General features: G+C 48.6%; 22 protein-coding genes. 10 read left to right on the plus strand and 12 right to left on the minus strand.

Annotation, left to right across the window (positions count from 1 at the left end):
- Positions 1–2: 2 nt before the first annotated feature.
- Positions 3–587, minus strand: a complete 585-nt coding sequence (locus tag BMW65_RS09695) for a TetR/AcrR family transcriptional regulator (protein WP_090604929.1) — start codon at positions 585–587, stop codon at positions 3–5.
- A 156-nt stretch (positions 588–743) separates the two neighbouring features.
- Between BMW65_RS09695 and BMW65_RS09700 the strand changes: the two genes are divergently transcribed.
- Positions 744–2,006, plus strand: coding sequence for a DEAD/DEAH box helicase (locus tag BMW65_RS09700; protein WP_177181070.1), 1,263 nt, complete (start codon positions 744–746; stop codon positions 2,004–2,006).
- On the opposite strand, the gene BMW65_RS09705 is transcribed toward BMW65_RS09700, so the two are convergent.
- Complete coding sequence (locus BMW65_RS09705) at positions 2,007–2,675, minus strand: MgtC/SapB family protein (protein WP_090604931.1); 669 nt, start codon at positions 2,673–2,675, stop codon at positions 2,007–2,009.
- 183 nt (positions 2,676–2,858) lie between these two features.
- Between BMW65_RS09705 and BMW65_RS09710 the strand changes: the two genes are divergently transcribed.
- Genes BMW65_RS09710 through BMW65_RS09720 form a run of 3 tightly spaced genes read left to right on the plus strand, consistent with a single transcriptional unit; the run spans position 2,859 to position 6,054 of the window.
- Positions 2,859–4,394, plus strand: a complete 1,536-nt coding sequence (locus BMW65_RS09710) for a malate:quinone oxidoreductase (RefSeq protein WP_262497320.1) — start codon at positions 2,859–2,861, stop codon at positions 4,392–4,394.
- A 2-nt stretch (positions 4,395–4,396) separates the two neighbouring features.
- Positions 4,397–5,026 carry a nicotinamide riboside transporter PnuC gene (pnuC, locus tag BMW65_RS09715; protein ID WP_245747587.1) on the plus strand — a complete coding sequence of 210 codons (630 nt, stop codon included), beginning with the start codon at positions 4,397–4,399 and terminating at the stop codon, positions 5,024–5,026.
- Positions 4,987–6,054: an acyl-CoA dehydrogenase family protein gene (locus BMW65_RS09720; protein ID WP_090604934.1), complete on the plus strand. Its 1,068-nt coding sequence runs from the start codon at positions 4,987–4,989 to the stop codon at positions 6,052–6,054. Before pnuC ends, BMW65_RS09720 begins: the two co-directional genes overlap by 40 nt.
- Here BMW65_RS09720 and BMW65_RS09725 read toward each other — a convergent pair.
- A complete protein-coding gene (locus BMW65_RS09725; RefSeq protein ID WP_143053851.1) occupies positions 6,051–6,530 on the minus strand; it encodes a hypothetical protein in 480 nt (159 codons plus the stop codon). The genes BMW65_RS09720 and BMW65_RS09725 overlap by 4 nt on opposite strands.
- A 241-nt stretch (positions 6,531–6,771) precedes the next feature.
- Here BMW65_RS09725 and ispE point away from each other — a divergent pair, with 241 nt between their 5' ends.
- Both ispE and BMW65_RS09735 read left to right on the plus strand, forming a co-directional pair.
- Positions 6,772–7,575, plus strand: a complete 804-nt coding sequence (ispE, locus tag BMW65_RS09730; RefSeq protein ID WP_090604937.1) for a 4-(cytidine 5'-diphospho)-2-C-methyl-D-erythritol kinase — start codon at positions 6,772–6,774, stop codon at positions 7,573–7,575.
- A gap of 14 nt (positions 7,576–7,589) precedes the next feature.
- Positions 7,590–8,114, plus strand: coding sequence for a YdeI/OmpD-associated family protein (locus BMW65_RS09735; RefSeq protein ID WP_090604939.1), 525 nt, complete (start codon positions 7,590–7,592; stop codon positions 8,112–8,114).
- 2 nt (positions 8,115–8,116) lie between these two features.
- Here the strand turns inward: BMW65_RS09735 and BMW65_RS09740 are convergent, their stop codons facing one another.
- The 4 genes from BMW65_RS09740 to BMW65_RS09755 all read right to left on the minus strand — a co-directional run bounded on the left by BMW65_RS09740 (position 8,117) and on the right by BMW65_RS09755 (position 12,609).
- Positions 8,117–8,746, minus strand: a complete 630-nt coding sequence (locus BMW65_RS09740) for a hypothetical protein (RefSeq protein WP_090604940.1) — start codon at positions 8,744–8,746, stop codon at positions 8,117–8,119.
- 58 nt (positions 8,747–8,804) lie between these two features.
- On the minus strand, positions 8,805–11,129 hold the full coding sequence (locus BMW65_RS09745) for a TonB-dependent receptor (protein WP_090604942.1): 2,325 nt from the start codon (positions 11,127–11,129) through the stop codon (positions 8,805–8,807).
- Positions 11,130–11,355: 226 nt separating this feature from the next.
- Complete coding sequence (gene xerD, locus BMW65_RS09750) at positions 11,356–12,249, minus strand: site-specific tyrosine recombinase XerD (RefSeq protein WP_090604943.1); 894 nt, start codon at positions 12,247–12,249, stop codon at positions 11,356–11,358.
- A 24-nt stretch (positions 12,250–12,273) separates the two neighbouring features.
- On the minus strand, positions 12,274–12,609 hold the full coding sequence (locus BMW65_RS09755) for a hypothetical protein (protein ID WP_143053852.1): 336 nt from the start codon (positions 12,607–12,609) through the stop codon (positions 12,274–12,276).
- Between the two features lie 28 nt (positions 12,610–12,637).
- Here BMW65_RS09755 and BMW65_RS09760 point away from each other — a divergent pair, with 28 nt between their 5' ends.
- Entirely contained in the window at positions 12,638–13,477 is an 840-nt protein-coding gene (locus BMW65_RS09760) for a mechanosensitive ion channel family protein (protein WP_090604947.1), read from the plus strand.
- A 15-nt stretch (positions 13,478–13,492) separates the two neighbouring features.
- Here the strand turns inward: BMW65_RS09760 and BMW65_RS09765 are convergent, their stop codons facing one another.
- The 4 genes from BMW65_RS09765 to rsmI are packed head-to-tail and all read right to left on the minus strand — an operon-like array spanning position 13,493 to position 16,980.
- Positions 13,493–14,083, minus strand: coding sequence for a riboflavin synthase (locus BMW65_RS09765; protein ID WP_090604948.1), 591 nt, complete (start codon positions 14,081–14,083; stop codon positions 13,493–13,495).
- A gap of 25 nt (positions 14,084–14,108) precedes the next feature.
- Complete coding sequence (gene lnt, locus BMW65_RS09770) at positions 14,109–15,725, minus strand: apolipoprotein N-acyltransferase (RefSeq protein ID WP_090605423.1); 1,617 nt, start codon at positions 15,723–15,725, stop codon at positions 14,109–14,111.
- Between the two features lie 2 nt (positions 15,726–15,727).
- Positions 15,728–16,288 carry a PH domain-containing protein gene (locus tag BMW65_RS09775; RefSeq protein WP_090604950.1) on the minus strand — a complete coding sequence of 187 codons (561 nt, stop codon included), beginning with the start codon at positions 16,286–16,288 and terminating at the stop codon, positions 15,728–15,730.
- 26 nt (positions 16,289–16,314) lie between these two features.
- Positions 16,315–16,980, minus strand: a complete 666-nt coding sequence (rsmI, locus tag BMW65_RS09780) for a 16S rRNA (cytidine(1402)-2'-O)-methyltransferase (protein ID WP_090604951.1) — start codon at positions 16,978–16,980, stop codon at positions 16,315–16,317.
- 38 nt (positions 16,981–17,018) lie between these two features.
- Here rsmI and serS point away from each other — a divergent pair, with 38 nt between their 5' ends.
- Positions 17,019–18,290: a serine--tRNA ligase gene (gene serS / locus BMW65_RS09785; RefSeq protein WP_090604953.1), complete on the plus strand. Its 1,272-nt coding sequence runs from the start codon at positions 17,019–17,021 to the stop codon at positions 18,288–18,290.
- Here the strand turns inward: serS and BMW65_RS09790 are convergent.
- Entirely contained in the window at positions 18,287–18,664 is a 378-nt protein-coding gene (locus BMW65_RS09790) for a helix-turn-helix transcriptional regulator (protein WP_090604954.1), read from the minus strand. The genes serS and BMW65_RS09790 overlap by 4 nt on opposite strands.
- Before the next feature lie 371 nt (positions 18,665–19,035).
- Between BMW65_RS09790 and BMW65_RS09795 the strand changes: the two genes are divergently transcribed.
- On the plus strand, positions 19,036–22,278 hold the full coding sequence (locus BMW65_RS09795) for a SusC/RagA family TonB-linked outer membrane protein (RefSeq protein ID WP_090604956.1): 3,243 nt from the start codon (positions 19,036–19,038) through the stop codon (positions 22,276–22,278).
- A 50-nt stretch (positions 22,279–22,328) separates the two neighbouring features.
- On the plus strand, positions 22,329–23,726 hold the full coding sequence (locus BMW65_RS09800) for a SusD/RagB family nutrient-binding outer membrane lipoprotein (RefSeq protein ID WP_177181071.1): 1,398 nt from the start codon (positions 22,329–22,331) through the stop codon (positions 23,724–23,726).
- Positions 23,727–24,180 lie beyond the last annotated feature (454 nt).

Consider the following 24,180-nt stretch of genomic DNA (forward strand, 5'->3'; position numbering starts at 1 on the left):
TTCTATTTTTTAATACCGTCCCATATAATGGCTACCATTTCGTTCATGGATGTTTCGTCAAACGAATAGTGTCCGTTGATATGCCGCTTTGCAGTAGCAGTCACCGTGCCGATGAATGCAGCGCTTAGTATATTGATATCCAATGGTTTGATATGGCTGTCATCTATGCCTTGCTGAAGAAAATTAAACATTTCGTTCTGCATCTGGACGCTGCATCCTCTTTCATAAACGGCTTCTGCATACGGCGAAGAAAAAAACTGTTCCATAAAACTCAGCACTTCCGGATATTGGATATAAAAGTGTACCAAATTTGTCCAAACAGCCACAAAACGTGCTGGATAGGGTAGGTGTCCTTCTGCTATCTTAAACATCGCATTACCTATTTTATATTTGCAATGCTTAAACAGTTCGATGATCAATTCGTCTTTTGAAGAAAAATAATGATAGATAGTACCTGTGGCAACACCTGCCTCCTGGGCGATTTGGCTCATTGGGCTTCCATGGAAGCCCTGCTTCATAACCAATCGGAGTGTGCTTTCAAATATAGCACTTTTCTTTTCTGCGGTATGTTCCAATTGAACGTTCATTCGGTCGGCAAAGGAAAACAATATTTACGATAAATTGCCCCCTTTACGTATTATTAACGTAAATTTGACAATTGTGGTCAGGAGGTCAATTCTTTACTTTCTTCTAATCAATTGAAATTACGTACTTTTGCGTTCATTATTTTAACGGAGATTACTTTGACGTTTAGCGACTTTAATTTTGACAACAGCCTTTTTGAAGGATTAAATAGTATGGGTTTTAAAACGCCCACACCCATTCAAGCCGAAACCATTCCGATTATTCAAAGCAATCATGATTTAATTGCCTGCGCGCAAACGGGAACCGGGAAGACCGCTTCCTACCTGTTGCCTGTCATGGACGCGATATGCCGGATGGAACAACGACCCGTGATCAGTGCTTTGGTCTTGGCCCCGACGCGTGAATTGGCCATGCAAATCGATCAGCAGGTGGAAGGATTGGCTTATTTTACAGGGATTACATCGATGGCCATCTACGGTGGCGGCGATGGCATTGGCTATGAGCAGCAACGCAAAGCACTGCGTGATGGGGTCGATATTGTCATCGCGACGCCCGGGAGGCTCATTGCACACCTGAACTCCGGGGCTGTGCGCCTGGGTGAGATTAAGTTTTTGGTGCTTGATGAAGCCGACCGCATGCTGGATATGGGCTTTAAGGACGATATCAACCGTATTGTGCGCCAGGTGTCCAGCGAACGTCAAACCATGCTCTTTTCTGCGACAATGCCGCCCAAGATACGGACGTTTGCAAAGACGCTGCTTAAACATCCGAAACAGGTCAATATCGCGATATCGAAACCTGCTGAAGGCATTGTGCAGCAGCATTACCAAGTGGCAGACGGACAGAAAACGGCGCTATTAAAGCAAATCTTGCAGTCTGGTACATACAACAGCGTAATCGTTTTTTCATCTACGAAGGAAAAAGTGAAGAACCTGGGACGTGAATTGGACAGGCTGGGATTGACCGTTGAACCCTTCCATTCTGACCTTGCACAGGAGGAGCGCGAGAAAATTCTTCTTCGTTTCAAAAATAAGCAATTGCCGATATTGATTGGTACCGATGTGCTGTCACGGGGGATTGACGTGGAAGGTATCGATTTGGTGGTCAACTATGACGTGCCGCCTGATCCGGAAGATTATATACACCGGATAGGCCGGACGGCACGTGCCGAGCGGACAGGTACAGCCATTACCTTCGTGAATAACCGTGACGTCAGGCGCTTTATTGCTATTGAGCGATTGATGGATAGAAAGGTAGAAGAGGTGCAGCTTCCCGAAGGGATAACTGCTGACCCGGTATCTTCGGTACCGCCTGAAAAAAGAAGAAACAACCAACGAAAGAAAAAACGTAATTTCAGGCCAAAGGATAGGCAAAAGCCACAAAATCCGGGTGATTTAAATCCAGATAGCCAAGCTTCTTAGCTAATTCCAGTTGATTTCTTGGACGTTTGGATCCGCCTGGAGTTCATTAATCAGTATCGCCAATAGCTGCTTATCTATCTCCTTGAATGAAAATGTGATCAGGTAACTGCCGTCCGTTTTGTCTACGGAACACGACGAAATATTCAGTTTTTCGCCCTGAAAGATTTCGTTTATGATTTGGAGTGATTTGGCCTCACTGACCGTTGATATACGCAAGCTCTTTTGTTTAAAGCGATCAGAAAATTTCCGCTCCAAGGGCTGCAATGCCCAAAGAATAATGATAGCTAAGGCGGTTGCCGTTGAAGCAGCGAAATACATGCCGCCCCCCGCTGCCAGGCCGATAGCGGCCACAGTCCACAGCCCCGCTGCCGTTGTAAGGCCGCGGACAATGCCCTGCCGTAAAAACAGAATCGTTCCGGCCCCGATGAAGCCAATCCCGCTGATCACTTGGGCCGCAACCCGGGAGGGATCAAGGGTGATGTTGTCTTTTCCAAGGATGTCCATGAATCCGTAAGCTGAAACCATCATGGCCAATGCGGCACCAACACATACCAGCATGTGGGTTCTCAGCCCTGCCGCCCAGTTTTTCCGTTCTCGTTCAAGCCCAATTGCAGCGCCGAATAGCGCAGCTAATGTTAGCCGAATCAATACGTGTGTCCATACAATCATATTGGTTTAATTTTTTATTTCAATCGTAGATTAGGTGACGGTATACAAAAATACTGAACGGGAGAGACAATGATGAATAAAAGACGGTATAAATTTAAAAAAATGACATCAAATCAAATAGATTGTTAAAATTCTGTAATTAATGATGAAAATTTAGAAATAATCTGATTTCTGTCATTAATTTTGCGGCAACTGAGACATATGGCTAAAAGAAGAAAAAAAACCGCCGAGGAGGTGGATGTCATTCTTATCGGCGCGGGCATCATGAGTGCCACCCTGGGTACATTAATCAACGAACTACACCCCCGTGCAAGCATCGAGATTTTTGAGCGGCTGGATGAGGTTGCTGCTGAGAGTTCTGACGCATGGAACAATGCGGGCACGGGTCATTCGGCGCTTTGTGAACTGAATTATACTCCGCAGCGCCCGGATGGATCGGTGGATATCAGCAAGGCAATAAAAATTGCCGAAGCTTTTGAAATTTCCAAAGAGTTCTGGTCGTATCTGGTTGCCAACGGATTGGTTGATCGGCCGGAAAGTTTCATTCGAAGTGTGCCCCACATGAGTTTTGTGTTTGGCAAAGCAAACGTTTCGTTCCTGCGTAAACGCTATGAGACCATGCAGGAACACCACTTGTTCCAAGGCATGGAGTATACGGAAGACCACGAAGAACTCAAACAGTGGATACCGTTGGTCATGGATGGCCGGAATGCAGATGAAGAGCTGGCGGCCACAAAAATTGATATCGGTACGGATGTCAATTTCGGGGCATTGACGCGCTCGTTATTTCACCATCTTGGACGGAAAAGCAATGTCAAATTGCGGCTGGCGCATGAGGTGCGGGATATTGAACGCTTGCCCAACGGTCGGTGGCAGGTCAAGGTAAAGAACCTGACCACCGATAAAAAACGCACAGTGTCTGCGAAATTTGTATTCATTGGCGCCGGCGGTGGATCGCTGTTGCTGCTCGAAAAATCCGGCATCCCCGAGGCGAAAGGTTTCGGTGGGTTCCCGGTAAGCGGGCAATGGCTGAAATGTACTAATCCGGAAATTATTGCTAAACACCACGCCAAGGTCTACGGTAAAGCAGCCGTCGGGTCTCCCCCGATGTCCGTGCCCCATTTGGATACGCGGGTTATCGACGGGAAGATGGCCTTGTTGTTTGGCCCTTATGCGGGTTTTTCTACTAAATTCCTCAAAAATGGCTCATGGCTGGATTTGCCTGCTTCTATTAAATTCAATAATATCCGGCCCATGCTGGCAGCAGGCATGGACAATATCCCATTGACCAAGTACCTCATCAACCAGGTACGGCAAAGCCCGGACGATCGGTTGGCGGCATTGAAAGAATATGTGCCTACGGCCCGGAAAGAAGACTGGGAACTTGAGGTGGCCGGGCAGCGGGTGCAGGTGATCAAAAAAGATGAAAAACAAGGCGGCATATTGGAGTTCGGTACGGAAGTGGTAAGCAGCGCCGATGGTTCCATCGCTGCTTTGCTGGGGGCTTCGCCGGGTGCATCGACGTCCGTATCCATCATGATTGATTTGCTCGCGCGCTGTTTCCCTGAGCGTGCCAAGACGGCGCAGTATTTGAGTAAACTGCATGAGATGATTCCTTCCTATGGCCGGTCCCTTGCCGCTGATGAACAGCTATGCAAAGAGACGCGCGAACGTTCGGCTGAGGTATTGAAGTTGGCAGGCACGCTGGAATCGGTTTGATCGTGATAGGCGCAGCAGGAGTGGTTGATTGGATAAGGGAATTAGGTATCCAGCTCACGGAAACTCCACTATTACATTGGATAGGCGTGGCATGCGGTGTCATCCAGGTGCTGCTGGCCAAAACCAACAATGTGTTGCTCTATCCGTTCGGTATTGCCAGTATCTTGGTTACCCTTTACGTGCTGAATGAGGCCGGACTATATGCTGAAATTTTGTTGAACTTATACTACCTGATCATGAGCATCTACGGATGGGCATATTGGGTGAAACGCAGCGGCGAGGAACCTGTAAAGGCGTCATATGCTTCAAAAAGAGAGCGGCTCATTACCCTGTCGATCGTCTTCCTTGGTTTTCCGGCATTGCATTATGCACTAGTCCATTTTACCGATTCCTCGGTGCCGGCATGGGATGCATGGGTAAGCGCCACGGCATGGGCAGGTATGTGGTTGCTGGCCAAGCGCAAGATTGAAAATTGGGTCTTGCTTAATATTAGCAATGCGTTTGCTATTCCTTTATTGGTCTACAAAGGACTTCATCTCTACGCACTGCTGACCTTGTTTTTATTTATCGTGGCGATTTTCGGGTATTTTGAATGGAAGCGGATAATCAATCGGGAGCGAGTGCAAGCATGATGGCTGCTGAGGTAGCAGCGTTACTCGGCGATCTATCGGGCCAGGCCGAGGTGGACGGTCGCCTCACGCCCGAGCAATTAGCCATTATTTATGATCGGCGATGGTTTAAATTATTTGTGCCCAAGTGCTACGGTGGGCTGGAGTTGACCGTACCTGAAGGTGTACGGCTCGAAGAGGAACTGGCGCAGATAGATGGCAGCTTGGGCTGGACGGTCACGCTCTGTGCAGGGGCTAACCTGTTTGTCGGGTATATCGAGCAATCCGTGGCGGCGACCCTGTTTACCGAGCCCATGGTATGCTTGGGTGGAAGCGGACACGCATCGGGTAAGGCCGTGGTTGAAAACGGCGGTTTCCGCGTGTCTGGAACGTGGCGTTATGCCACTGGCGCACCGCATCTCACCCATTTCACGGCAAACTGTATCCTTGAACGACACGGCGAAACGTGGGTGGACGAAGAGGGCAATCCCATCATCAAGTCGTTTTTCTTTGCCAAAGAAGATGTCCGGGTCGTTGAAGATTGGAATACGCTTGGGCTGAAAGCCACAGCCAGCCATTCGTTTGAAGTGGACAATGTCTGGGTAGCTAATACCCATGCCTTTATCATTGCACCCGAACAGGCTACATTGGCCCATCCGATATACCACTATCCATTCTTACAATTTGCGGAGGCTACGCTGGCGGCCAACACCCTGGGTATGGCGCGCCATTTCGTGGCGTGCACCGCTGCACAGGGAAAGGCCGCTTTATATGATTTGGCGGAAACCGCACAGCAGCAAATAATGCAGGTGAAGGAATCATTTTACCGGGCGGTGGATGCTTCATGGGATGAATTGCTGAGTATCGGGAGTATATCGCCGGAGACGCTCCTGGCGGTAAGCAATCAAAGCCGCGTCCTGGCCCATGTGTGCCGGGAGCAGGTAATGGCCTTATACCCACATGCAGGATTGGCGGCCGCGGACACGGCCACCGAAATCAACAGGGTATGGCGCGATATCTTCACGGCGAGCCAGCATAGCCTCCTCCGTTAGTCGGCTACACAATCCACGGGCTCGTAGGCCACCGAAAAACCGCTGGTATCCCGTGTGACTTGCCTGCCGGTCTGTGTATCTACCGTCAATGGTTTTTGCATCAGCCTTCCATCCTGGAGGGTAAATACCACCCGAAGTGTATCCTGCATGCCTTCTTGCGTGAATGTCCATACTAAATCGATCGCGCCATTTTCCAATTTGCCCAGTACTGTACCGCGTCTTGCATCTTTTTCGTATGGGATGGTATTATAAATGCCACTCACCGTCGATCCCCTGATGACTAACTGCACATAGGAGGAATCTTGTTGCTGTGTACCTTCCGTACGCAGGAAACAATATTTTTGCTCTTGGTCTTCGGGTAAATTATCCGCTTGCGATAAGGTGTCATTGGCTGCTGCTGTCTCGCTTCGATTGCCGCTTTGGCACGCAGTGCACAAGGCAAAACAAGCTATACATAGGTAAGTATGTGTATTCATCTCGATCTGAACTAACGATTTGAACGATTAACAATTTGCAGGCTTGATTGTTTATGCCGTTATTTGCAACAAAGGTAATTGGCTAACCCCAATGGATCGGAAATCAATCATATTGCAATACTGGCGGTTTGCCGCTGAAACAGAAAGATGGTACCCGCCTTATGCGGATGCACTTATCCTTATCCGGAAGCTTAAAGGGGCATGGCCGTCGCATCGGAGCTTTTTGTAAACAAGTATAAGGATGGTTACGTTTGCCAATGCCAAAATCAATATCGGGCTGCAGGTGCTCAACCGCCGCGACGATGGATACCATAACCTCGAAACGGTTTTTTATCCATTGAAAATCTATGATATACTGGAAGTGGTGGAAGCCTCAGAAACGCGATTTATTGCTTCCGGTTTGCCCATTCCCGGCGATAGTAATAACAACTTATGTCTGAAGGCCTACCAGCTGCTTCAAGCAGCCTATGATTTGCCGCCCGTGGCTATTTATTTGCATAAAACCATCCCCATCGGGGCAGGGCTTGGCGGTGGATCGGCAGATGCTGCTTTTCTATTGAAGCTGCTGAATTCAACTTTCGGACTTGGCCTCGATGAATTACAGTTAATAGCCTATGCGCGTCAGTTGGGGGCCGACTGTGCGTTTTTTATCCGTAATACACCGGTACTGGCCACCGGAATCGGTGATGTCTTTCAAGAGGTAGCGATCGATTTATCCGCCTACCAGTTGGTACTGGTCAAGCCCGACGTGCATGTGTCCACGGGCGAGGCCTACCGAACGGTGACCCTGCATCCGGAGGGCAGGCAACTGGCAGCGTCCATTGTTCGTCCGGTAGCGACGTGGCGGGACACCATCTTCAATGATTTTGAGCCGGGCATCTTTGCTGCGCATCCGGAAATCGGAGTACTTAAAAATCTTTTGTATGAAAAGGGGGCCATGTATGCCTCCATGAGCGGCAGCGGTTCTTCGGTATATGGACTGTTCAGCGAATCGGTGCGGCTGCCGGAGCTGGATGCGTTGGGCCAGGTATTTTACATGGATTGAAAGGAGGTAGGGCGATGGTCGAATTTCAAGCGGAAATCATCCGATCGGAAACCCAGGGAGCAGCCATGGTCGGCTGGGCTTACATCGATGTGCCGCAAGGGATTGCCGACCGACTGAAACCCGGCTACCGACAGGTCTACCGTGTGCGTGGTGAAATAGACGGACATCCCTTCTCGGGACTTTCCTTGATGCCCAAAGGAGCGGGTGACTATATTTTGGCTATCAATAGCGGTATGCGAAAAGTGTTGGAGAAGGGAGTGGGAGATACGTTGTCCCTCCGGCTGGAGGAAGACCACGAATTTGTCATTGAAATACCGGAAGACCTGGAAATTTGCCTGCTGGATGATGCGGAGGACTTGTTGGGGCGCTTCATGGGCCTGCCTAAATCGCACCGTAACTATTTCATCAACCACATCAACGGGGCCAAGACGGAGCCGACACGTACCAAGCGCATCGCCATGACCGTAGAAGCCATGGCGATGGGACTGGATTTCGGTGCCATGATTAGGCTGGATAAAGCGAGGCGTCGCAACGAATGATCTTAGTGATCATGTTCATCTTCATGGTCGTGGTCGCCTTCCACGACGTGGACTTCCACCTTGAGGTCGAGGTCGTTCTCGCCGCCGAATTGCGTATAGTTAGGATTGTTCCAATCGTCAGCCGTAATGTTGGACTTCACACCTTCATTTAGGTGTCGCAGGATAACGTTAAAGACGAAGCTCTCAGAGGTTTTAAGCACATGTAAATAGCCAGTGACACCTACTTGCACGTTATCCGGATCGGCATACTGGTAGTCCAGCACGCCTTCAGGAGCACCCAAGAAAAATAATTGGTGAATATGGGCTTCTTCTATAAATTCCTGCTGGCTTTCCCTGCCTGCAAAATCATAGGCCTTAAGTTCAAGCCGATAGGTTTTGCCAACATCCAGATGTAGGTGGGCACCCACTGGAGGTAAGCCCGCTTCGTCAAATTCAACTTCCACAATTTCGGGATTTTCGATGTCATCGGCGTGGTCGCCATGCCATTCCACTTCGGTGAATGTAAGCTTTGCTCCGCCAATTTCTTCCTGTGGGATTTCGGGATCGGGATCGTCCTTGCTGCAAGAAGATAAAAATGCCAGAAATCCCAGTGATAGGAGGGCGAAGGAGAAATTTTTGAATTGCTTTTTCATACAATAATTAAATTTAGTTAAACAGTTATTCATAGTTATTCATAGCCGAGCTGTTCCGTCAAAATGAATACGACAATCGGATGCCGATCTCGCGGCCTAAATTGTGGCTGTAATAGCGGAACCTATTCATGTATTCCCGGTATGGGGTATTGAGTGCATTATTGACGGAAACACCTACGTCCAGTTGGTGAGCACCCACGGCAAGTTTGCTACCTGCGTATAATGCGAACAGGTGGTAGGCAGGGGGTGGTGGTGCATAGTCGGTATTGGGTTCGTATCGTTTTTGTTGCAATACCCATCGATGCTCGAATGTGATGTATGTCTCCGTAGTGCGTTTGCTGGTCAATGGCACCTGCCAACGCAGGCGGTGGTTGAATCGATCCGCTGGGATGTAGGGCAGGAATACGTCATTGCTGATATCACGCGCCCGGATAATTGACGCACTGAGCTGGTATTCCAGATCATGGGAAAGCTGGTATTTCGTCGAGAGATCTGCGCCGAAGAATGTGGCATCGGTCTGCTCGTACCGGAATACCGGAAAGGTACCCCGGATGGTCTGTAAGAATTCACCGGGCGACGGCTGTGCGTAGATGTAATCCTGTACATACTGGCCATAGAGGTCGAGGTCGATAGCCACTGAACCCCGTGTGTAGGAAGGACTAACCACCCACTTATAGCCGTGTTCGCTATTCAATTGGGCGTCTCCAATTTCGTAGAGTGCCGCACCATGGTGAAGGCCATTGCTGTATAATTCATTGGCATTCGGTGCGCGCCACGCTAAGCCGATGTTGCTGCGCAGTTGCCAAGTGTTACCGGGACGCCAGACACCGCCAAAGGATCCGCTGACATTGTGGAAATCGCGCTGTCCACCATATAGGTTTTGGTATCGGTCAAATCCGGCGGCATCGAACGTTCTAAAGTCGTAACGAATGCCCAATTCCCACTCGTGGGTGTTTTCAATGAGCCGTTGGATAGCAAAAGCCCCGGCGGTGAAACTGTCATAATTCGGAATAAGGGGGGTGTTCAGCGTGCCGGGGACATTGTTGTTGACCTGCAGTGTGAGGTTGGTGCCCGCCTGCGTCCGCCACTTGCCATACAACGGTGTCTGGTACGTAGCGTCAAGCGTCTGTGTGGTGAGTACCATATCCAGCATGGGCAGTGCATCGCGGCCCGCGCGGCGGATATCATATTCCTGGCGATGATTGCGCTGGATGCCATATTGCACATCCAGGCTACCGCCACTTGCCTGATCCCTGTGCCATTTCAGCTTACCCAAATCATGCGTGACGCGCTGGCGTGGGGCATTGATACCATAGGCAAATGGATACGTCTCAAAGGGTTCTCCGGCTTCTATACGAGCTTGTATGTCTGCAATGGTGCCTACGTGGGCGCCGGTGAAAATGCCGAGTGACGTGTGGAAACGGCTGTAATAAGCGTCAAAAGCCGAATGGGTATGGCTATAGCGCACTGCTGCCGACGCGTTATACTCAGCTACTCCCGTATTGCCCAAATAGTAGTCGGCCGTGCTGACATTGCCGCTTCTTTTGGCCGTACCTTGTACCCGCCAAGCCAGGCCGGTGATGCCTTTGACGCCGGATTGCAGCATGCCGGAGAGCACCCCACCCCGCCCATTGGCTTGGTAGATGGCATTCAGTTCGCCCGACAGGTGGGGATCGATAGGCAACGGGGGTGGGGATGTAATAATCACCCCGCCAATCGCGTCGGCACCGTAGCGTACGCCCTCCGCGCCTTTTATCAGCTTGAAATCCTTGGCAATGAACGGATCGATTTCAGGTGCATGCTCGCTGCCCCACTGCTGCCCCTCTTGCCGGACACCATTATTGAGGATGAGGATACGGTTGCCGTGCATGCCATTGATGACAGGCTTGGCGATGGTCGTACCAGTCTGCAGCATGCTCACGCCGGGTAATGTACTGAAAATGTCTGCCAACGTTTTGCCCTGTACTTGCGCGACTTGCTCGCGGGAAACCGTTCTCACGGGATTTGCTGTGCTGACAGTCTGCTGGTGTCCTACTACGTTGACATCGTGCAATACAATATGGCCGTGGTGGAGTGCGAGGGTAAGCGTTTCATCGGTGTCAAGCAGCAGCGGTATGGACAGGCTATCGAAGCCGACGCTTGTGGCTGTCAGGACGTAGTGTATATCTTGGCAAAGCTGGGAAAACCGAAAATAACCGTGGCCATCCGAAATGATTTGGTGTCCGCCGGGATGGGCTTTGATAGTGACTCCGGCTAAAGGAAGTTGTGTGTCGCTGTCGACGACCCTTCCCCTGATAGTTAGTGTGCAATTTTCCGTCTGGGCATATACCGATGATAGGAATAAAGAAAACAATATCGTAGTAAATATTTTTTGTATTCGCATCCGTGTTGCATTATCAACGGGTCAAAAATACAACATTGTTGCTTTAATAAGCAAATTAAATGCAACTTAATTTCGTCTTTGGTGATCGGTGGTGGGTGATTCAAGCCATTGCTCCTCAACTGGATCCGGCGGGCTTCGCTGCCGTCTCCTAGGTTTCGTCCGCAACGGCTTGAGTCAGTGGGTTGTTGGGGGCGACGATAGGTAGTCTCTGACCAGTGGTAGCGGATTACGATCGGGGATGATATTGCGTAATGACGGAATGCAGGTATTCACGGTCGACATGCGTATAAATTTCGGTGGTGGTGATGCTTTCATGACCCAGCATTTCCTGTACAGCGCGGAGATCGGCACCGCCTTCCACCAAATGGCTGGCGAAGGAATGGCGGAAGGTGTGGGGGCTGATTTTCTTATTCAACCCGATGGCTTTGGCCAATTCCTTAATGATGATGAAGATCATAACACGGGTCAGTGGATCGCCCCTTCGGTTGAGGAACACGAAATCGGCACTGCCCGGTTTGATTTTCTGGTGCACCCGTACTTCCTCCAGGTAGATGCGGAGGTATTTGATGGCCTGGCTGCCAATAGGGACGAGGCGTTCTTTGTTTCCCTTGCCGATGACTTTGATAAATTCAACATCGAGAAACAGGTTAGAAACCTTCAGGCCGACCAGCTCGCTGACCCGCAGGCCGCAGCCATAGAGGACTTCCAGCATCGCTTTGTTCCGCATGCCTTCGGGCGTGGATAAGTCGATAGCGGCAATGAGGTTGTCTATCTCCATGATGTTGAGCACATCGGGAATCTTACGCCCGAGCCGTGGAGCCTGGATCAATGCCGTCGGATTTTCGATGAGCCCATGTTCGAGGCTCATGAACAGGTAGAAGGTCTTAATGCCCGACAGGATGCGTGCCTGACTATAGGCAGATAACCCGAAACCGTTGATCCACACTAAGAAATCTTGCAGGTTTTTTGGCGTGATGGTATCCGGTGGAATGTCCTGTGGCTCGGCAAACTGGCGTAGCTTGGTGACGTCGTCGTGGTAAGCCTCCACGGTATTGGCCGACATGGCCCGCTCCAACTGGAGGTAGTGTTTAAAGTCGTTAATGGCGTGTTTCCAGTCCATGATCGCCTGCCTGGAAAGAAGATGCTATTTGTTTAAATAAAGCAAAATGAACCCGAATGTTGCAGCGACTTGTCCAATCCAGAAAATGAACATCCGTTTGATTAATTCTGCTTTTGTACTGGCTATCGCTGTTCGCAAATCGCCTTTCAACTCGGAGAGATCTTCGCGAGTCGCCAATGTTTTCGTCTTATCTTCGACCTCTTCCTTGATCTTTTCCTCAATATATGTTGTTAGGTTTTCAGCTGACTCCTTTCCCAATTTATTGGAAAGCAATGAATATAGCTTTGTAATGGTAATCGTACTCATTCTATAATCAATTTGAACAAATTTCGGGAAAAATCCAGTGATATGCAAATTCATTCTGAATTGATTGTTAATTTTACACCCCATGGAAAAGATAGAACCCGCATTGGAACGCGTCATTGAAACAACATTGGCAAAAGTACCCGGTTTAGTATTGTCCATCGTATTGCTATTTGTGGGCAGCTGGCTAATCGGATTGATTTTAAAGATGCTCCATCGCCGATTTGAACGGCGTAATGTCGACTTATCACTACGTGATTTCGTGGCCAGCATCGTCAAGATCGCGCTTTATATTATGCTTATTCTGTCGGTCGCTTCGATGGTGGGCATACAGACGACGTCGTTCATCGCGGTGTTGGGCGCAGCCAGTCTTTCCATTGGTCTGGCCTTGCAGGGCAGCCTCTCGAATTTCGCGGGCGGGATGCTGATTCTGCTTTTCCGTCCTTTCCGGGTTGGTGATTACGTAAGCAGCGCAGCCGGAGCCTCCGGCACCGTGGAACGGATAGACATCCTTTACACGACATTGCGCACGGCCGAAGGGGTAACGGTATTTGCTCCTAACGGGCCGCTGGCCAACTCGGTGATCACCAACTATTCCAGCATCAGCCAACGGCGCATCGAATATCAAATAGGTATTTCCTACGAGTCGAATATCAAAGAAGCACGGTCGGTCATCCTGAAGGTGTTGGCAGCAGATGAGCGGCTATTGAAAACGCCGGAACCCGAAGTGCATGTAGGTGAACTGGCCGATAGCGCCGTAAATTTGATCATCAGGGCATGGGCACCGAAGGATGTCTATTGGGATGCATATTATGGCAATTTCGAAAGCATTAAGCTGGCATTTGATGCCAACGGCATTACCATCCCGTATCCACAGCAGGAGATGCGGATCGTAAACATGCCGAATGCGGGGAAAGCTGGATAATCGGGCCTTTGTTTCTTACTGCCTCAGTTCCATGATCCGTGCCACATACTTGCCGATGATGTCAAATTCGAGGTTGACCGTATCGCCCGTGTTTACCTGCTTCAGGTTGGTGTGTTCGTAAGTATAGGGGATGATGGCCACAGAAAATTGGTTTGGTTTGGAATTGATGACGGTGAGGCTGATGCCATTGACCGTGATGGAACCCTTTTCCACCGTGATATTACTCAGGGACCCATCGTATTGGAAGGTATATAGCCAGCTTCCTTGCTGTTCTACTACGGATACACACTGTGCGGTCTGGTCGACATGCCCCTGTACGATGTGCCCATCCAGGCGGTCGCCGACCTTGGTGCACCGCTCCAGGTTGACGATACTGCCGACCTGTAATTCCCCCAGGTTGCTCTTTTGAAGCGTTTCCATGATGGCGGTAACGGTGTGTTCGCCTGGTGATAACGCTACCACGGTAAGGCAAACCCCGTTGTGTGATACACTTTGGTCGATTTTCAGCTCATCTGACAGGGAAGAAGCAACGGTGATGTGCAGGTTGCCTGCCTCCTGCCGGAGATGGGATACGGTGCCGATGGTTTCGATGATACCGGTAAACATGTGTGTTTTTTTGCAAAGATAAGCATTAATTGCTACGTTTCCAGCGCGTGGACAAGGCCAAAAGGGCGAACACCAGGCTACCTACACATCCGGCGTAGGCGAGGTAATCTCCAGCGGTTACGTAGAACGTGATTTCTTCGTTGAGGTTGATATCCTGCTTAAGGGCCGCAGGTACCCACCATGTTGTCTGCTGTACCACATCGCCGCGTTGGTTGATGAACGCCGAGATACCCGTATTCGCTGAGCGGGCTACCCATCGCCGGGTTTCGATGGCGCGAAGTTTTGCATAGGCCAGGTGTTGATCTTTGCCGGACGTATTGCCCCACCAACCATCATTCGTGACCACGGCAATGAATTGGGCACCTTGTTTGACGTATTGCGCTACATAATCCCCCCATATCGATTCATAGCAGATCACGGGCGCAGCGCCTATGCCGCTTTGCGAATAGAAGACCGATGGCTTATCCTGGCGGCCGTAGCCACCTGTAGTGCCACCAAATGCCTTGAAGAGGGGTTTCATGAACGCCAAGGCACCGCCGAATGGAAACTGTTCGACCCCTGCGACCAATTTTGATTTGTGGTAGAATTGGAGTTTTGGCGAATTTTCAATGAGCACGGCTGCATTGAATGCATCATAGTATATCCCGTTGTATTCGCGCGCAGTGGGTGTTTCGGGGCTGCTGTATATCAAATAACTTTCTATCCCCGAGAGAATGTTGCCATTTCTATAGGCAGTAAGAAACGCTTGTATGCGGGGAAAAAAGGGGTGCCGTAGAAAGTCTTCCTCATTGTATCCTCCTTGGGCAGCTATAGCCGTTTCCGGCCACACAAAAAATTCGGTATTGGGCTGTGCTACGGATTCTGAAAGACGAATGAGGTTGTCCAGCTGCGCCTCAGGCGTGATGAAACTGAATTTGCCATAAGGGTCTACATTGGGCTGTGCGACCACCACATTGGAAGGATTTTCATACTCTTCATACGTGGCATAGCGATATAACGACCATGCGGAAGGCACAACAATGAGCGCAGCAAGGGCTGCTGATAACTTGCGCCGATGGGCAGGCGCGAAACCATCTTTGGCAGATAGTACGACCAAAAATGCCAAGATATTGGTTGCCCAAATCCACACGGTACCACCATAGACGCCCGTGTATTCATACCACTGGACAAGTTGGTGGGTATCGGCAAATCCATTGCCCAATGTCATCCACGGGAAGGCCAGATCCCAAGTTTGGTGCAGGTATTCGTAGGCTATCCAAAAGCAGACCAGGCCGGCAAATGACCATCCGATGGCATAGCGTTTTCTTAGCTGGTAATACAGCCGAAAGGCGAAGGCCATCAATACGGCCGATAGACCGAAAGGGATGAGGGCTACGAACATCGCTACATACACCGGCATCACGGCATTCATGGCGTTGAATACCCAATAGATGGAGGCGGTATTCCAGAGTAGTCCGGTAAGTCCACTCAGTAAAAACACCTTGGTGCCCTTTTTCCGGTAATCACTCCGCATGATGGTTTCCAAAGCGAGCAGCAGTGGTACGAAGGCCACCCAAAGCAGGGGAGCAGTATAGGGTATAGGAGGCCAAGCCAGCCATAAAAGGAAGGCACTTAGCAAGGCGAGCAGATAATTTTTTTTCACGGTCAAAGTTGGGATAACAGTTCGTTTTTCTTGTTTTCGTATTCGGCCTGCGTAATCAATTGCCGCTCGAACAGGGATTTTAGCTTTTTAAGTTTAAGCGTAAGTTCGTCTTCCTGTTCGTTCGGCGGCATGATTTTCAATGTCGGTTCTTCTTCGGCCTGTTTTTCCAACCGTCGTTGTTTTGCTAGCGCATCACTTCCCCATTGATAGAGTTTACGCACCTGGTTTTTGGGGATGTATCCCATCACTTGGGGTTCGTCCCTCCCTGTAAGTGCCACGATGATCTTAGCGCCCAAGATGCCTTCTTTGAAGGAGAGATCCTGTACATGATTCCAAGGGAAGATCTCGAAGTCAGTGGCCAGGCCCAACTTGGTGGATTTGCAGAAAAAAATGCGTTTGTCGGTCACGGCAATGCTGTCCGGGAATAACGTCACTGCGGGCATTTTTTGCACAGCAACATAATGGATATGCTCGTCAGCGGTAAGCATGTCCTGCAGTTTGAGTAATAGCTTTTCTGCTACCTTGGGATCCTGCCCATCGTTGATGTATCGGTCAATGTTCATTTTGCGGTGCTAAGATACTAAAGTTCCTAAACCAATCCCTGTACACAAATTACAAATTCGCCTTTTAGCGTGTGCGTTTCAAAATGACCAATTAACTCGGCGAGCGTTCCACGGACGGTTTCTTCATAGACTTTGCTGATTTCGCGCGATATGGAGGCCTGCCTTGCCTGTCCGAAGGTATCGGCAAACTCTTGGAGGGTTTTAAGCAGCCGATGGGGCGATTCGTAAAAGATTAGGGTACGGCTTTCGTCAACCAAAGCCTTCAATCGGGTTTGGCGACCTTTTTTCACGGGCAGAAACCCCTCGAAACAAAAGCGGTCGCACGGCAACCCGGAAGCAACCAATGCCGGCACGAAGGCCGTCGCACCGGGCAGGCACTGTACGCCAATCCCTTGTTTGATGGCCTCCCGAACCAGTAGAAAACCGGGATCCGATATCGCGGGGGTGCCCGCATCGGAAATCAACGCCACGGTCTGGCCTTCTTTCAGGAAACGGATGATCTCATTGATAGCCTTGTGCTCGTTGTGCTGGTGGTGGGCATACGCTTTTTTTTCGATGCCGAAATGCTTGAGCAGGGGGGCACTGGTGCGGGTATCTTCTGCAAGGATGACATCGGCCTCTTTTAAAAGGCGTATGGCCCGAAAGGTCATGTCTTCAAGATTACCGATGGGAGTGGGAACGAGGTAAAGCATTTTTATTATTTTTGCCGACACAAATAACGTGAAAATATATGTTGCAAGTTAATTATATCCGTGAAAACCGTGAACAAGTGATGGAACGCTTGGCAGTGCGGAATTTCAAAGCATTGGAACTGGTAGACGAAATCATTTCACTCGATGAGCGGCGCAGGCAGATCCAAACCGAGTCTGACGCACTTGCAGCTGAATCCAATGCTGCCGCACGGCAAATCGGCGAACTGATGCGCCAGGGGAAACGCGATGAAGCGGAAGCTATCAAAGCCCGTTCGGGAGGATATAAAGAACAGCAGAAGAAACTGGCTGATGAGCAGGCCGCCACTGAAGCCGACCTGTATGAAAAGCTGGTACTACTGCCCAACTTGCCGCATCCATCCGTGCCCAAAGGGACAGGCGCGGAAGACAACGAGATTGTGCTGGAGCATGGCCATCGCCCCGAACTGCCGGAAAGTGCCCTGCCGCATTGGGAGCTTGCCGCAAAATATGATATCATTGACTTCGAATTGGGTACCAAGGTTACGGGGGCGGGCTTCCCGGTATATAAAGGTAAAGGCGCGCGCCTACAACGGGCAATGATAAACTTTTTCCTCGACCAGGCCGAAAAAGCTGGATACAAAGAGGTTCAACCGCCTATCTTAATTAACGAAGCGTCCGGATTCGGCACAGGTCAGCTGCCCGACAAAGAAGGGCAGATGTATCATGTGGGCATCGATAATCTTTACCTCATTCCCACGGCTGAGGTGCCGGTGACCAACCTGTACCGCGATACCATTGTCAAGGAAGCGGATTTCCCCATCAAACTTACGGCTTACACGCCCTGTTTCCGACGCGAAGCCGGATCGTATGGTGCGCACGTACGTGGGCTGAACCGCTTGCATCAATTTGACAAGGTAGAAGTCGTGCAGCTCGTGCATCCCGATAAATCATATGAAGTGCTGGAAACGATGAGCGCTTACGTGCAATCCCTGCTCCAGGCATTGAATCTTCCTTATCGCGTACTGCGTCTTTGCGGCGGGGATATGGGATTCACTTCGGCGCTTACCTACGACATGGAGGTATGGAGCGCGGCCCAAAAACGCTGGCTGGAAGTATCTTCCGTATCCAATTTTGAAACCTACCAAAGCAATCGGCTGAAGGTGCGGTTCAAAGGTGAAAATGGCAAAATGCAACTGGCACATACACTCAATGGCAGCGCGTTGGCGCTGCCCAGGATACTGGCTTCCATTTTGGAAGACAATCAAACAGACAGGGGAGTGAAAATTCCTGAAGCGCTGGTGCCGTATACCGGATTTGAGTGGATTGATTAAATCAGCTCAAATCCGTATCGTTTTCCCAGATCTTCCACTTGTTTGATAAAAGCGGGCAAATTTTCCAGATTTTCCCTATTGGCAGCGATGCTGATGTTGACGGTTATTTTTGGTTGTTGACCGAGGTATTTGACCTTCTGCTCTTCGGGCATTTTATCCATAACATTGTCAAATGCGTGATTCGTGAAATCCAAGCCGGAAGCTTCTTTGAAGCTTTGAAGAAATTCGATATCAAATTTTTTTCGCAGATCGATTTGGTTGATCGTTTGTCTTGACACGTTCATTTTCCTGGCAACAACGGAACCTTTAATTCCCCTTTCTTTCATCGTTTCTTTAATGATTTCCCCTAAAGTCCTGTTGTTTACCTTGGCCATGTTGCGAATTTATCTTGCTTTTTGTTAATTATATATTGACAAAAAGATACTTTTTCATAGAAAAATGTTGCTTTATCTTGCTTTTTGTAAAAAATTGATTTACATTTGACGTCGATTGATTGACATTGCGCATGAATGTAGTCATTCCTGCAAATACGAACCGCAAATGACATTTTATGAGAAAAATTTATCAACTATTATTTCAAATCATAACCGCATCAACATTACAAAACCTATAGACATCCGTTTGGGTACTCAGCAAAATCAATTCCATCTACAGGTATAAAAATAATTGAAAAGCTAAGATAAAAAGAAATCCGGTTTCCGGATATGTGATTTATTTATTTACTAATTAACCAAATTCAAAACACATGAAACACAAGGTACATGGCTTTATTTTATTGTGCTGTATGCTTCTATGTTCAGTAGCGTATACACAAGAGAGGAGAATTTCAGGAAGGGTTTCTGGTCCTGACGGTGGCCCGATGGCAGGGGTGACGGTTGTTGCTACAGGCACATCAAGCGGTGTAACGACGGATGATTATGGTCGTTATACGATCAGTATCCCTGCAGGAACTGAAAGTTTGACTTTTCGCTTTATCGGTTATACGCCGAAAGTGATCGCTGTTGGTACATCAAACGTATTGGATGCAGCATTGTCACCGGATCCTACCCAACTTGCGGAAGTGGTGGTGACTGGAGCTTATGGCATAAAGGCAACTTCGCGATCAGCTTCGCACAACGCCCAGGTTGTCAGCCAGGAGCAAATGAATACGATTCGCCAAACGGACATCAATAACGCACTGGCGGGTAAAGTGACCGGTATTCAAGTGCGGAGCCAGTCGCCCGCGGCGCTTGGCCGGGAAACCGAAGTCCGTCTTCGGGGGATGTCCGGTTTTAGTCAAGGTATGGGTGCGATTTATGTAGTAGATGGTACGATTCTGCCGAACATTAATGACATCAACCTCGATGATATCGACAATGTCTCGGTGTTGCAGGGGCCAGCTGCAGCAGCGCAATTTGGATCGCAAGGTGCAAACGGTGCAATCGTTATTACATTGCGAAAAGGACGGCAAACACCAGGTGTGGGTGTAACCGTAAACCTGGGCGCTCAGTTTGATAATGTGTACGTGCTTCCAGCCTATCAAAACCTATATGCCGGCGGAGCCAATGCTAGTTTGACTCAGTATACCTGGCAAGAGGGACACCCCGAAGCGTGGCGAGCACTTGACGGTAAATATTACCACGATATGCAGGACGATGCCAGCTGGGGCCCACGTATGGAAGGGCAGGAGTATATTCCCTGGTATGCTTGGTATGGTGGGCATTCTCGTTCCTACCAAACAGCTTCATTGATGCCTCAACCGAACAATGCACGGGATTTCTTTGAGACAGGGGTTACCTTAAATAACGGGATCACGTTTTCTTCGAGTACCGAAAAGTTGGACTTTAAGACCACGTTTAATAACCAGACCGTAAACGGGCTGTTGCCGGAAAGCTCCATGTCTAAAAACAACTTAAATGTAGTCACCACATATCGTCTGAACGATAAATTGGCGCTTTCCGCCAACATTAATTATATCAACAGGGAACTTAATGGCCTGATCCAGGATTCGTATGGAAGCACGAGTACGGGTTCGTTCAACCAATGGTTCCACCGGGACTTGGACATTGATATTTTGCGTGAATTGCGAGGTTTGAACCATAATGGTATCTATGGAAGCTGGAATAAACGTAATCCAAATGCCTATGATCCAAGTAGTCCGGACGAATGGTATAGGGCCAACTATTGGTATAATCCATATACCCAATATGATTTTAATCCCATTAGTGAACAAAACGACCGTTTGTTCGGGGACGTGTCGTTTACTTATAAAATCATCGATGGGCTGTCTGTAAAAGGAACTTACCGCAAGCAGCAAAATACGTATGTGCGTGAGGCCAGAACGTATACGGAACTGGAGAACAGTGCATATCAAACAGGTGTGTTCGGTGCATACGCTACACAGACGAGTTATCAAAACCGGGAAAACTTGGAGTTCTTGGCTTCTTATGATAAGACGTTCAACGATTTCAGCGTGAATGCCAATCTCGGGACAGACTTTTTTAATGCGGTTTACCGTTCGAACGGCGCAAATACTAATCAAGGACTTACCGTTCCCAATGGATTTTTCATCTCCAACAGTGTACAGTCTCCAACTATCGAAAACACGCGTTGGAATGAAAAATACAACGCGGTATTCGGAACAGCGGTATTGGGTTATAAAGACATGTTGTTCGCAAACGTTACATTGCGGAATGATTGGTTCTCGACCCTGCCATCGGACAACAACGATGTATTGTCGAAGTCGTTTGGCGGATCGTTCGTGTTCACCGAATTGTTGCCTGGGATCTCTTGGTTGAGCTTCGGTAAAGTGCGCTACTCTTGGGGAGAAATCCCACAAGCTCTGGGAGAATCGCGAGGGCGATTCGGGGCCTATCGTTACCCCGGAATGGCGTACTCCATTGGCAATAACCAGTGGAATGGCAATATCCTGATGCCAACACCGGATCAACTCGTGGATCCCAATATCCACGGTGCGGTAAATATGCAACAGGAAATGGGTATAGACCTACGTTTCCTAAGCAACCGGTTAGGAGCGTCATTTACATACTGGAACGGGAAGGATAGGGATTTCCCTTTTTCGTTGACTGTTAACGGCGCAAGTGGATTCACTTCACTGTTGACCAACATTGGCGAGATTAAGAAAGAAGGTGTTGAGATCCAGTTGACAGCCCAACCCGTTGTCAAGCCAGGCTTCCGTTGGGATGTCAATTTTACTTATTCCCACCTGATCAGGAATGATGTTGTGGAGGTGAGCGAAGAATATTTGGTGACGAGATCGAACTCGGTGGCCAACGTCGCTTTTGGGAATTTGCCTCAAGCTTATCACGAAAAAGGAATGCGGTCTGGCCAGCTTATCGGCCGGGGTATCCTGCGCAATGACGATGGTGTGCCTATTCTGAATAGCAACGGAAGTTATCAAGTCGATCCCGAAGTATTTTACGGGAGTGTCCTCCCCGATTTTACCGGTGGTATTCAAAACAGCTTCAATTTCTTGAATGATTTCTACCTGGCATTCAATATTGATTACCAATTCGGTGGAGTATTTGCGTCCCTTTCGGATGGTTTCGGGGCATACAGTGGCCTTAGTGCACGTACCGCTGTAACAAACGATAAGGGAATGAATGTACGTGACGCTGTGGAAGATGGCGGTGGTATCAAAGTCGTTGGGGTGAATGCCAATAACGAGCCGGTAGAGTATTACGTAGACGTTCGCACCCATTACGTCAACATCTTCAATAACGGAACCGTAGATGAATACATTCACCCGCTGGATTTCATTAAATTGAGGGAAGTGTCTCTTGGCTACGATTTGCCCGTAAATAAGTGGAATTTGAGGCGGCTGGGAGTTCAAAACGCTAACTTTTCGATTGTTGGCCGCAACCTTTGGTTAATTCATTCAAAGGCAAACGGGGACTATGATCCTTCAGAGATCAGCAGTTTCGCGGGCGAGACCGCACAATTGCCTGGCACGAGGGGTTGGGGTTTCAATTTACGCGTCGGATTTTAGTTTAGTAGGGAGTTATTTTAATTTGATTAATGATGAAAAGAATATATAAAATGCTAACTGCAACTTGCTTTGTTTTATCAGTTGCGGGGTGTGATAAGCTCGAAGATTTCGGCGACACGAACGTCAATCCAGGTGCGGCGACGGAGCCGGTTATCGGGGGATTGTTGACGAATGTACAAGCGAATATCGGTTCGTATGCCTATGATACGCGAGGAGGGTTGTACGCTCAGATTTTCTCAGAAACGCAATATACGGACGTTTCTTTGTATGGAAGACCTGAATTGGCATTTACCGATTATTACCGATTGTATCTCAATGATTTGCAAAATATTATCAATACAGGGGAAAGTAATAATATGACACAAATCTCGCGGATTCTGCAGCAGTACATCTTTTTTGTTTTAACAAACCTTTGGGGTGATGTACCTTACGGTGAGGCGTTACAGGGCGACGTGAACCTTCAGCCGCGATATGATCGGCAAGAGGATATCTACCGTGGTATATTTCAGACCCTGGGCGAAGCCGTGGATTCGTTCGATGACAGCGCGATTACCGGGGATATCATCTTTGGGGGTGATGTGGATGCGTGGAGGCGCGCTGCCAACTCGTTGAAATTAGTTGCTGCTATACAGCTTTCGAAAGCGGTTCCGACTGCCGATGGGTTTGCCGCAGAAGCTTTCCGTGAAGCGCTTGCAGCAACGGGCGGCGTGATTACCACCAATGCTCAAAATTTCCAAGTGAATTATCCGGGTGGAAATTTCCAAAGCCCGTATTTCACGCGTTATCTCACACGTCAGGATTATGCCGAAAGTGAACCGCTGGTTAGCCTCTTACTTGAATTGGAGGATACACGGCAAAGCGTTTATGGCAGTTCCAATGTGGGTATGCCGTATGGTTTACCACGGACAGGGGCTGAAGGTTCTGAAGCCTTTACGTCAGCTAATCCCAACTGGTCTCGGATATTTAGTGAGGACGCGAGACCGGAAGATGGCAGTGTTTACATCATTACTGCGGCTCAAGTCGCATTGGCTCGGGCCGAAGCCTCGGATTTAGGCTGGACGACAGAGAACTTATCTGATCTCTATACGACGGGTATTGAACTTTCCCACGCACAATGGGGCGTTGATATGTCTGCTGGATATTTAACCGGAGACGGTGTAGCACTTACGGCAGTAGCGGGATCAGGGGCAAATGTAGCGCAGATTTCTATCCAGCGTTATATCGCCAGCTATCCTGATGGTACACAGGCATGGAGCATTTGGCGTAAGTCGGGTTATCCTGTTCTGACACCCACACCGCATGCAACAAGTGAAACCGGAGAAATTCCAAGAAGGTATATCTATGCCACAGCCGAATTCTCAACCAACAGAGCAAGTGTTGAAGAGGCTATTGCCAACTTACCCGGCGGGAATACCGCTGAAGCGCGGGTTTGGTGGGATCAAGAATAAGTTATCATTATTATCTCCTATACCGGCGGTTTCCCGGAATTGTTCCGCTCGTATTTCATGTGTTTGTGAATCCAAAACAGTTCTATCGCGAAAAAAGGGGCTCCCAGCCCCTTTTTTATTGGATAATATTTGGGATTGTTAGCTATATGGTGTGGTAAAATGCTTATTATTCGTGTTTGTGTGATAATAGCGAATGAAATTCATAATTTTTTCGATGAAAATAATATATTATATTAATTTTAATATATATATTAATATATTTTTTGCTGTTTTATTTGTTATTTATGATTTTTGTGTGATTTTTATCTTTTTTTTACAATATAAAATTAACTTATGTTAATTATTTTTTATATTTTAAGTATTTTTTAAAAAAAATTAAAATTTTCTTTGTTTATTCCTAACAATTAATTTACATTTGGCGTTAATGATGGAACATTTTATTGTTTTGTCTTAA

Origin of the sequence: Parapedobacter koreensis (genome assembly GCF_900109365.1) — a bacterium.
Lineage (GTDB): Bacteria > Bacteroidota > Bacteroidia > Sphingobacteriales > Sphingobacteriaceae > Parapedobacter > Parapedobacter koreensis.

Excerpts from the sequence above, each read along its gene's own strand:
- BMW65_RS09695 (WP_090604929.1), bottom strand. The coding sequence starts at position 587 with ATGAACGTTCAATTGGAACATACCGCAGAAAAGAAAAGTGCTATATTT.
- BMW65_RS09705 (WP_090604931.1), bottom strand. The coding sequence starts at position 2,675 with ATGATTGTATGGACACACGTATTGATTCGGCTAACATTAGCTGCGCTA.
- BMW65_RS09720 (WP_090604934.1), top strand. The coding sequence starts at position 4,987 with ATGGAAGCGGATAATCAATCGGGAGCGAGTGCAAGCATGATGGCTGCT.
- BMW65_RS09725 (WP_143053851.1), bottom strand. The coding sequence starts at position 6,530 with ATGAATACACATACTTACCTATGTATAGCTTGTTTTGCCTTGTGCACT.
- ispE (WP_090604937.1), top strand. The coding sequence starts at position 6,772 with ATGGTTACGTTTGCCAATGCCAAAATCAATATCGGGCTGCAGGTGCTC.
- BMW65_RS09735 (WP_090604939.1), top strand. The coding sequence starts at position 7,590 with ATGGTCGAATTTCAAGCGGAAATCATCCGATCGGAAACCCAGGGAGCA.
- BMW65_RS09740 (WP_090604940.1), bottom strand. The coding sequence starts at position 8,746 with ATGAAAAAGCAATTCAAAAATTTCTCCTTCGCCCTCCTATCACTGGGA.
- BMW65_RS09745 (WP_090604942.1), bottom strand. The coding sequence starts at position 11,129 with ATGCGAATACAAAAAATATTTACTACGATATTGTTTTCTTTATTCCTA.
- xerD (WP_090604943.1), bottom strand. The coding sequence starts at position 12,249 with ATGGACTGGAAACACGCCATTAACGACTTTAAACACTACCTCCAGTTG.
- BMW65_RS09755 (WP_143053852.1), bottom strand. The coding sequence starts at position 12,609 with ATGAATTTGCATATCACTGGATTTTTCCCGAAATTTGTTCAAATTGAT.
- BMW65_RS09760 (WP_090604947.1), top strand. The coding sequence starts at position 12,638 with ATGGAAAAGATAGAACCCGCATTGGAACGCGTCATTGAAACAACATTG.
- BMW65_RS09765 (WP_090604948.1), bottom strand. The coding sequence starts at position 14,083 with ATGTTTACCGGTATCATCGAAACCATCGGCACCGTATCCCATCTCCGG.
- BMW65_RS09775 (WP_090604950.1), bottom strand. The coding sequence starts at position 16,288 with ATGAACATTGACCGATACATCAACGATGGGCAGGATCCCAAGGTAGCA.
- rsmI (WP_090604951.1), bottom strand. The coding sequence starts at position 16,980 with ATGCTTTACCTCGTTCCCACTCCCATCGGTAATCTTGAAGACATGACC.
- serS (WP_090604953.1), top strand. The coding sequence starts at position 17,019 with ATGTTGCAAGTTAATTATATCCGTGAAAACCGTGAACAAGTGATGGAA.
- BMW65_RS09790 (WP_090604954.1), bottom strand. The coding sequence starts at position 18,664 with ATGGCCAAGGTAAACAACAGGACTTTAGGGGAAATCATTAAAGAAACG.
- BMW65_RS09795 (WP_090604956.1), top strand. The coding sequence starts at position 19,036 with ATGAAACACAAGGTACATGGCTTTATTTTATTGTGCTGTATGCTTCTA.
- BMW65_RS09800 (WP_177181071.1), top strand. The coding sequence starts at position 22,329 with ATGCTAACTGCAACTTGCTTTGTTTTATCAGTTGCGGGGTGTGATAAG.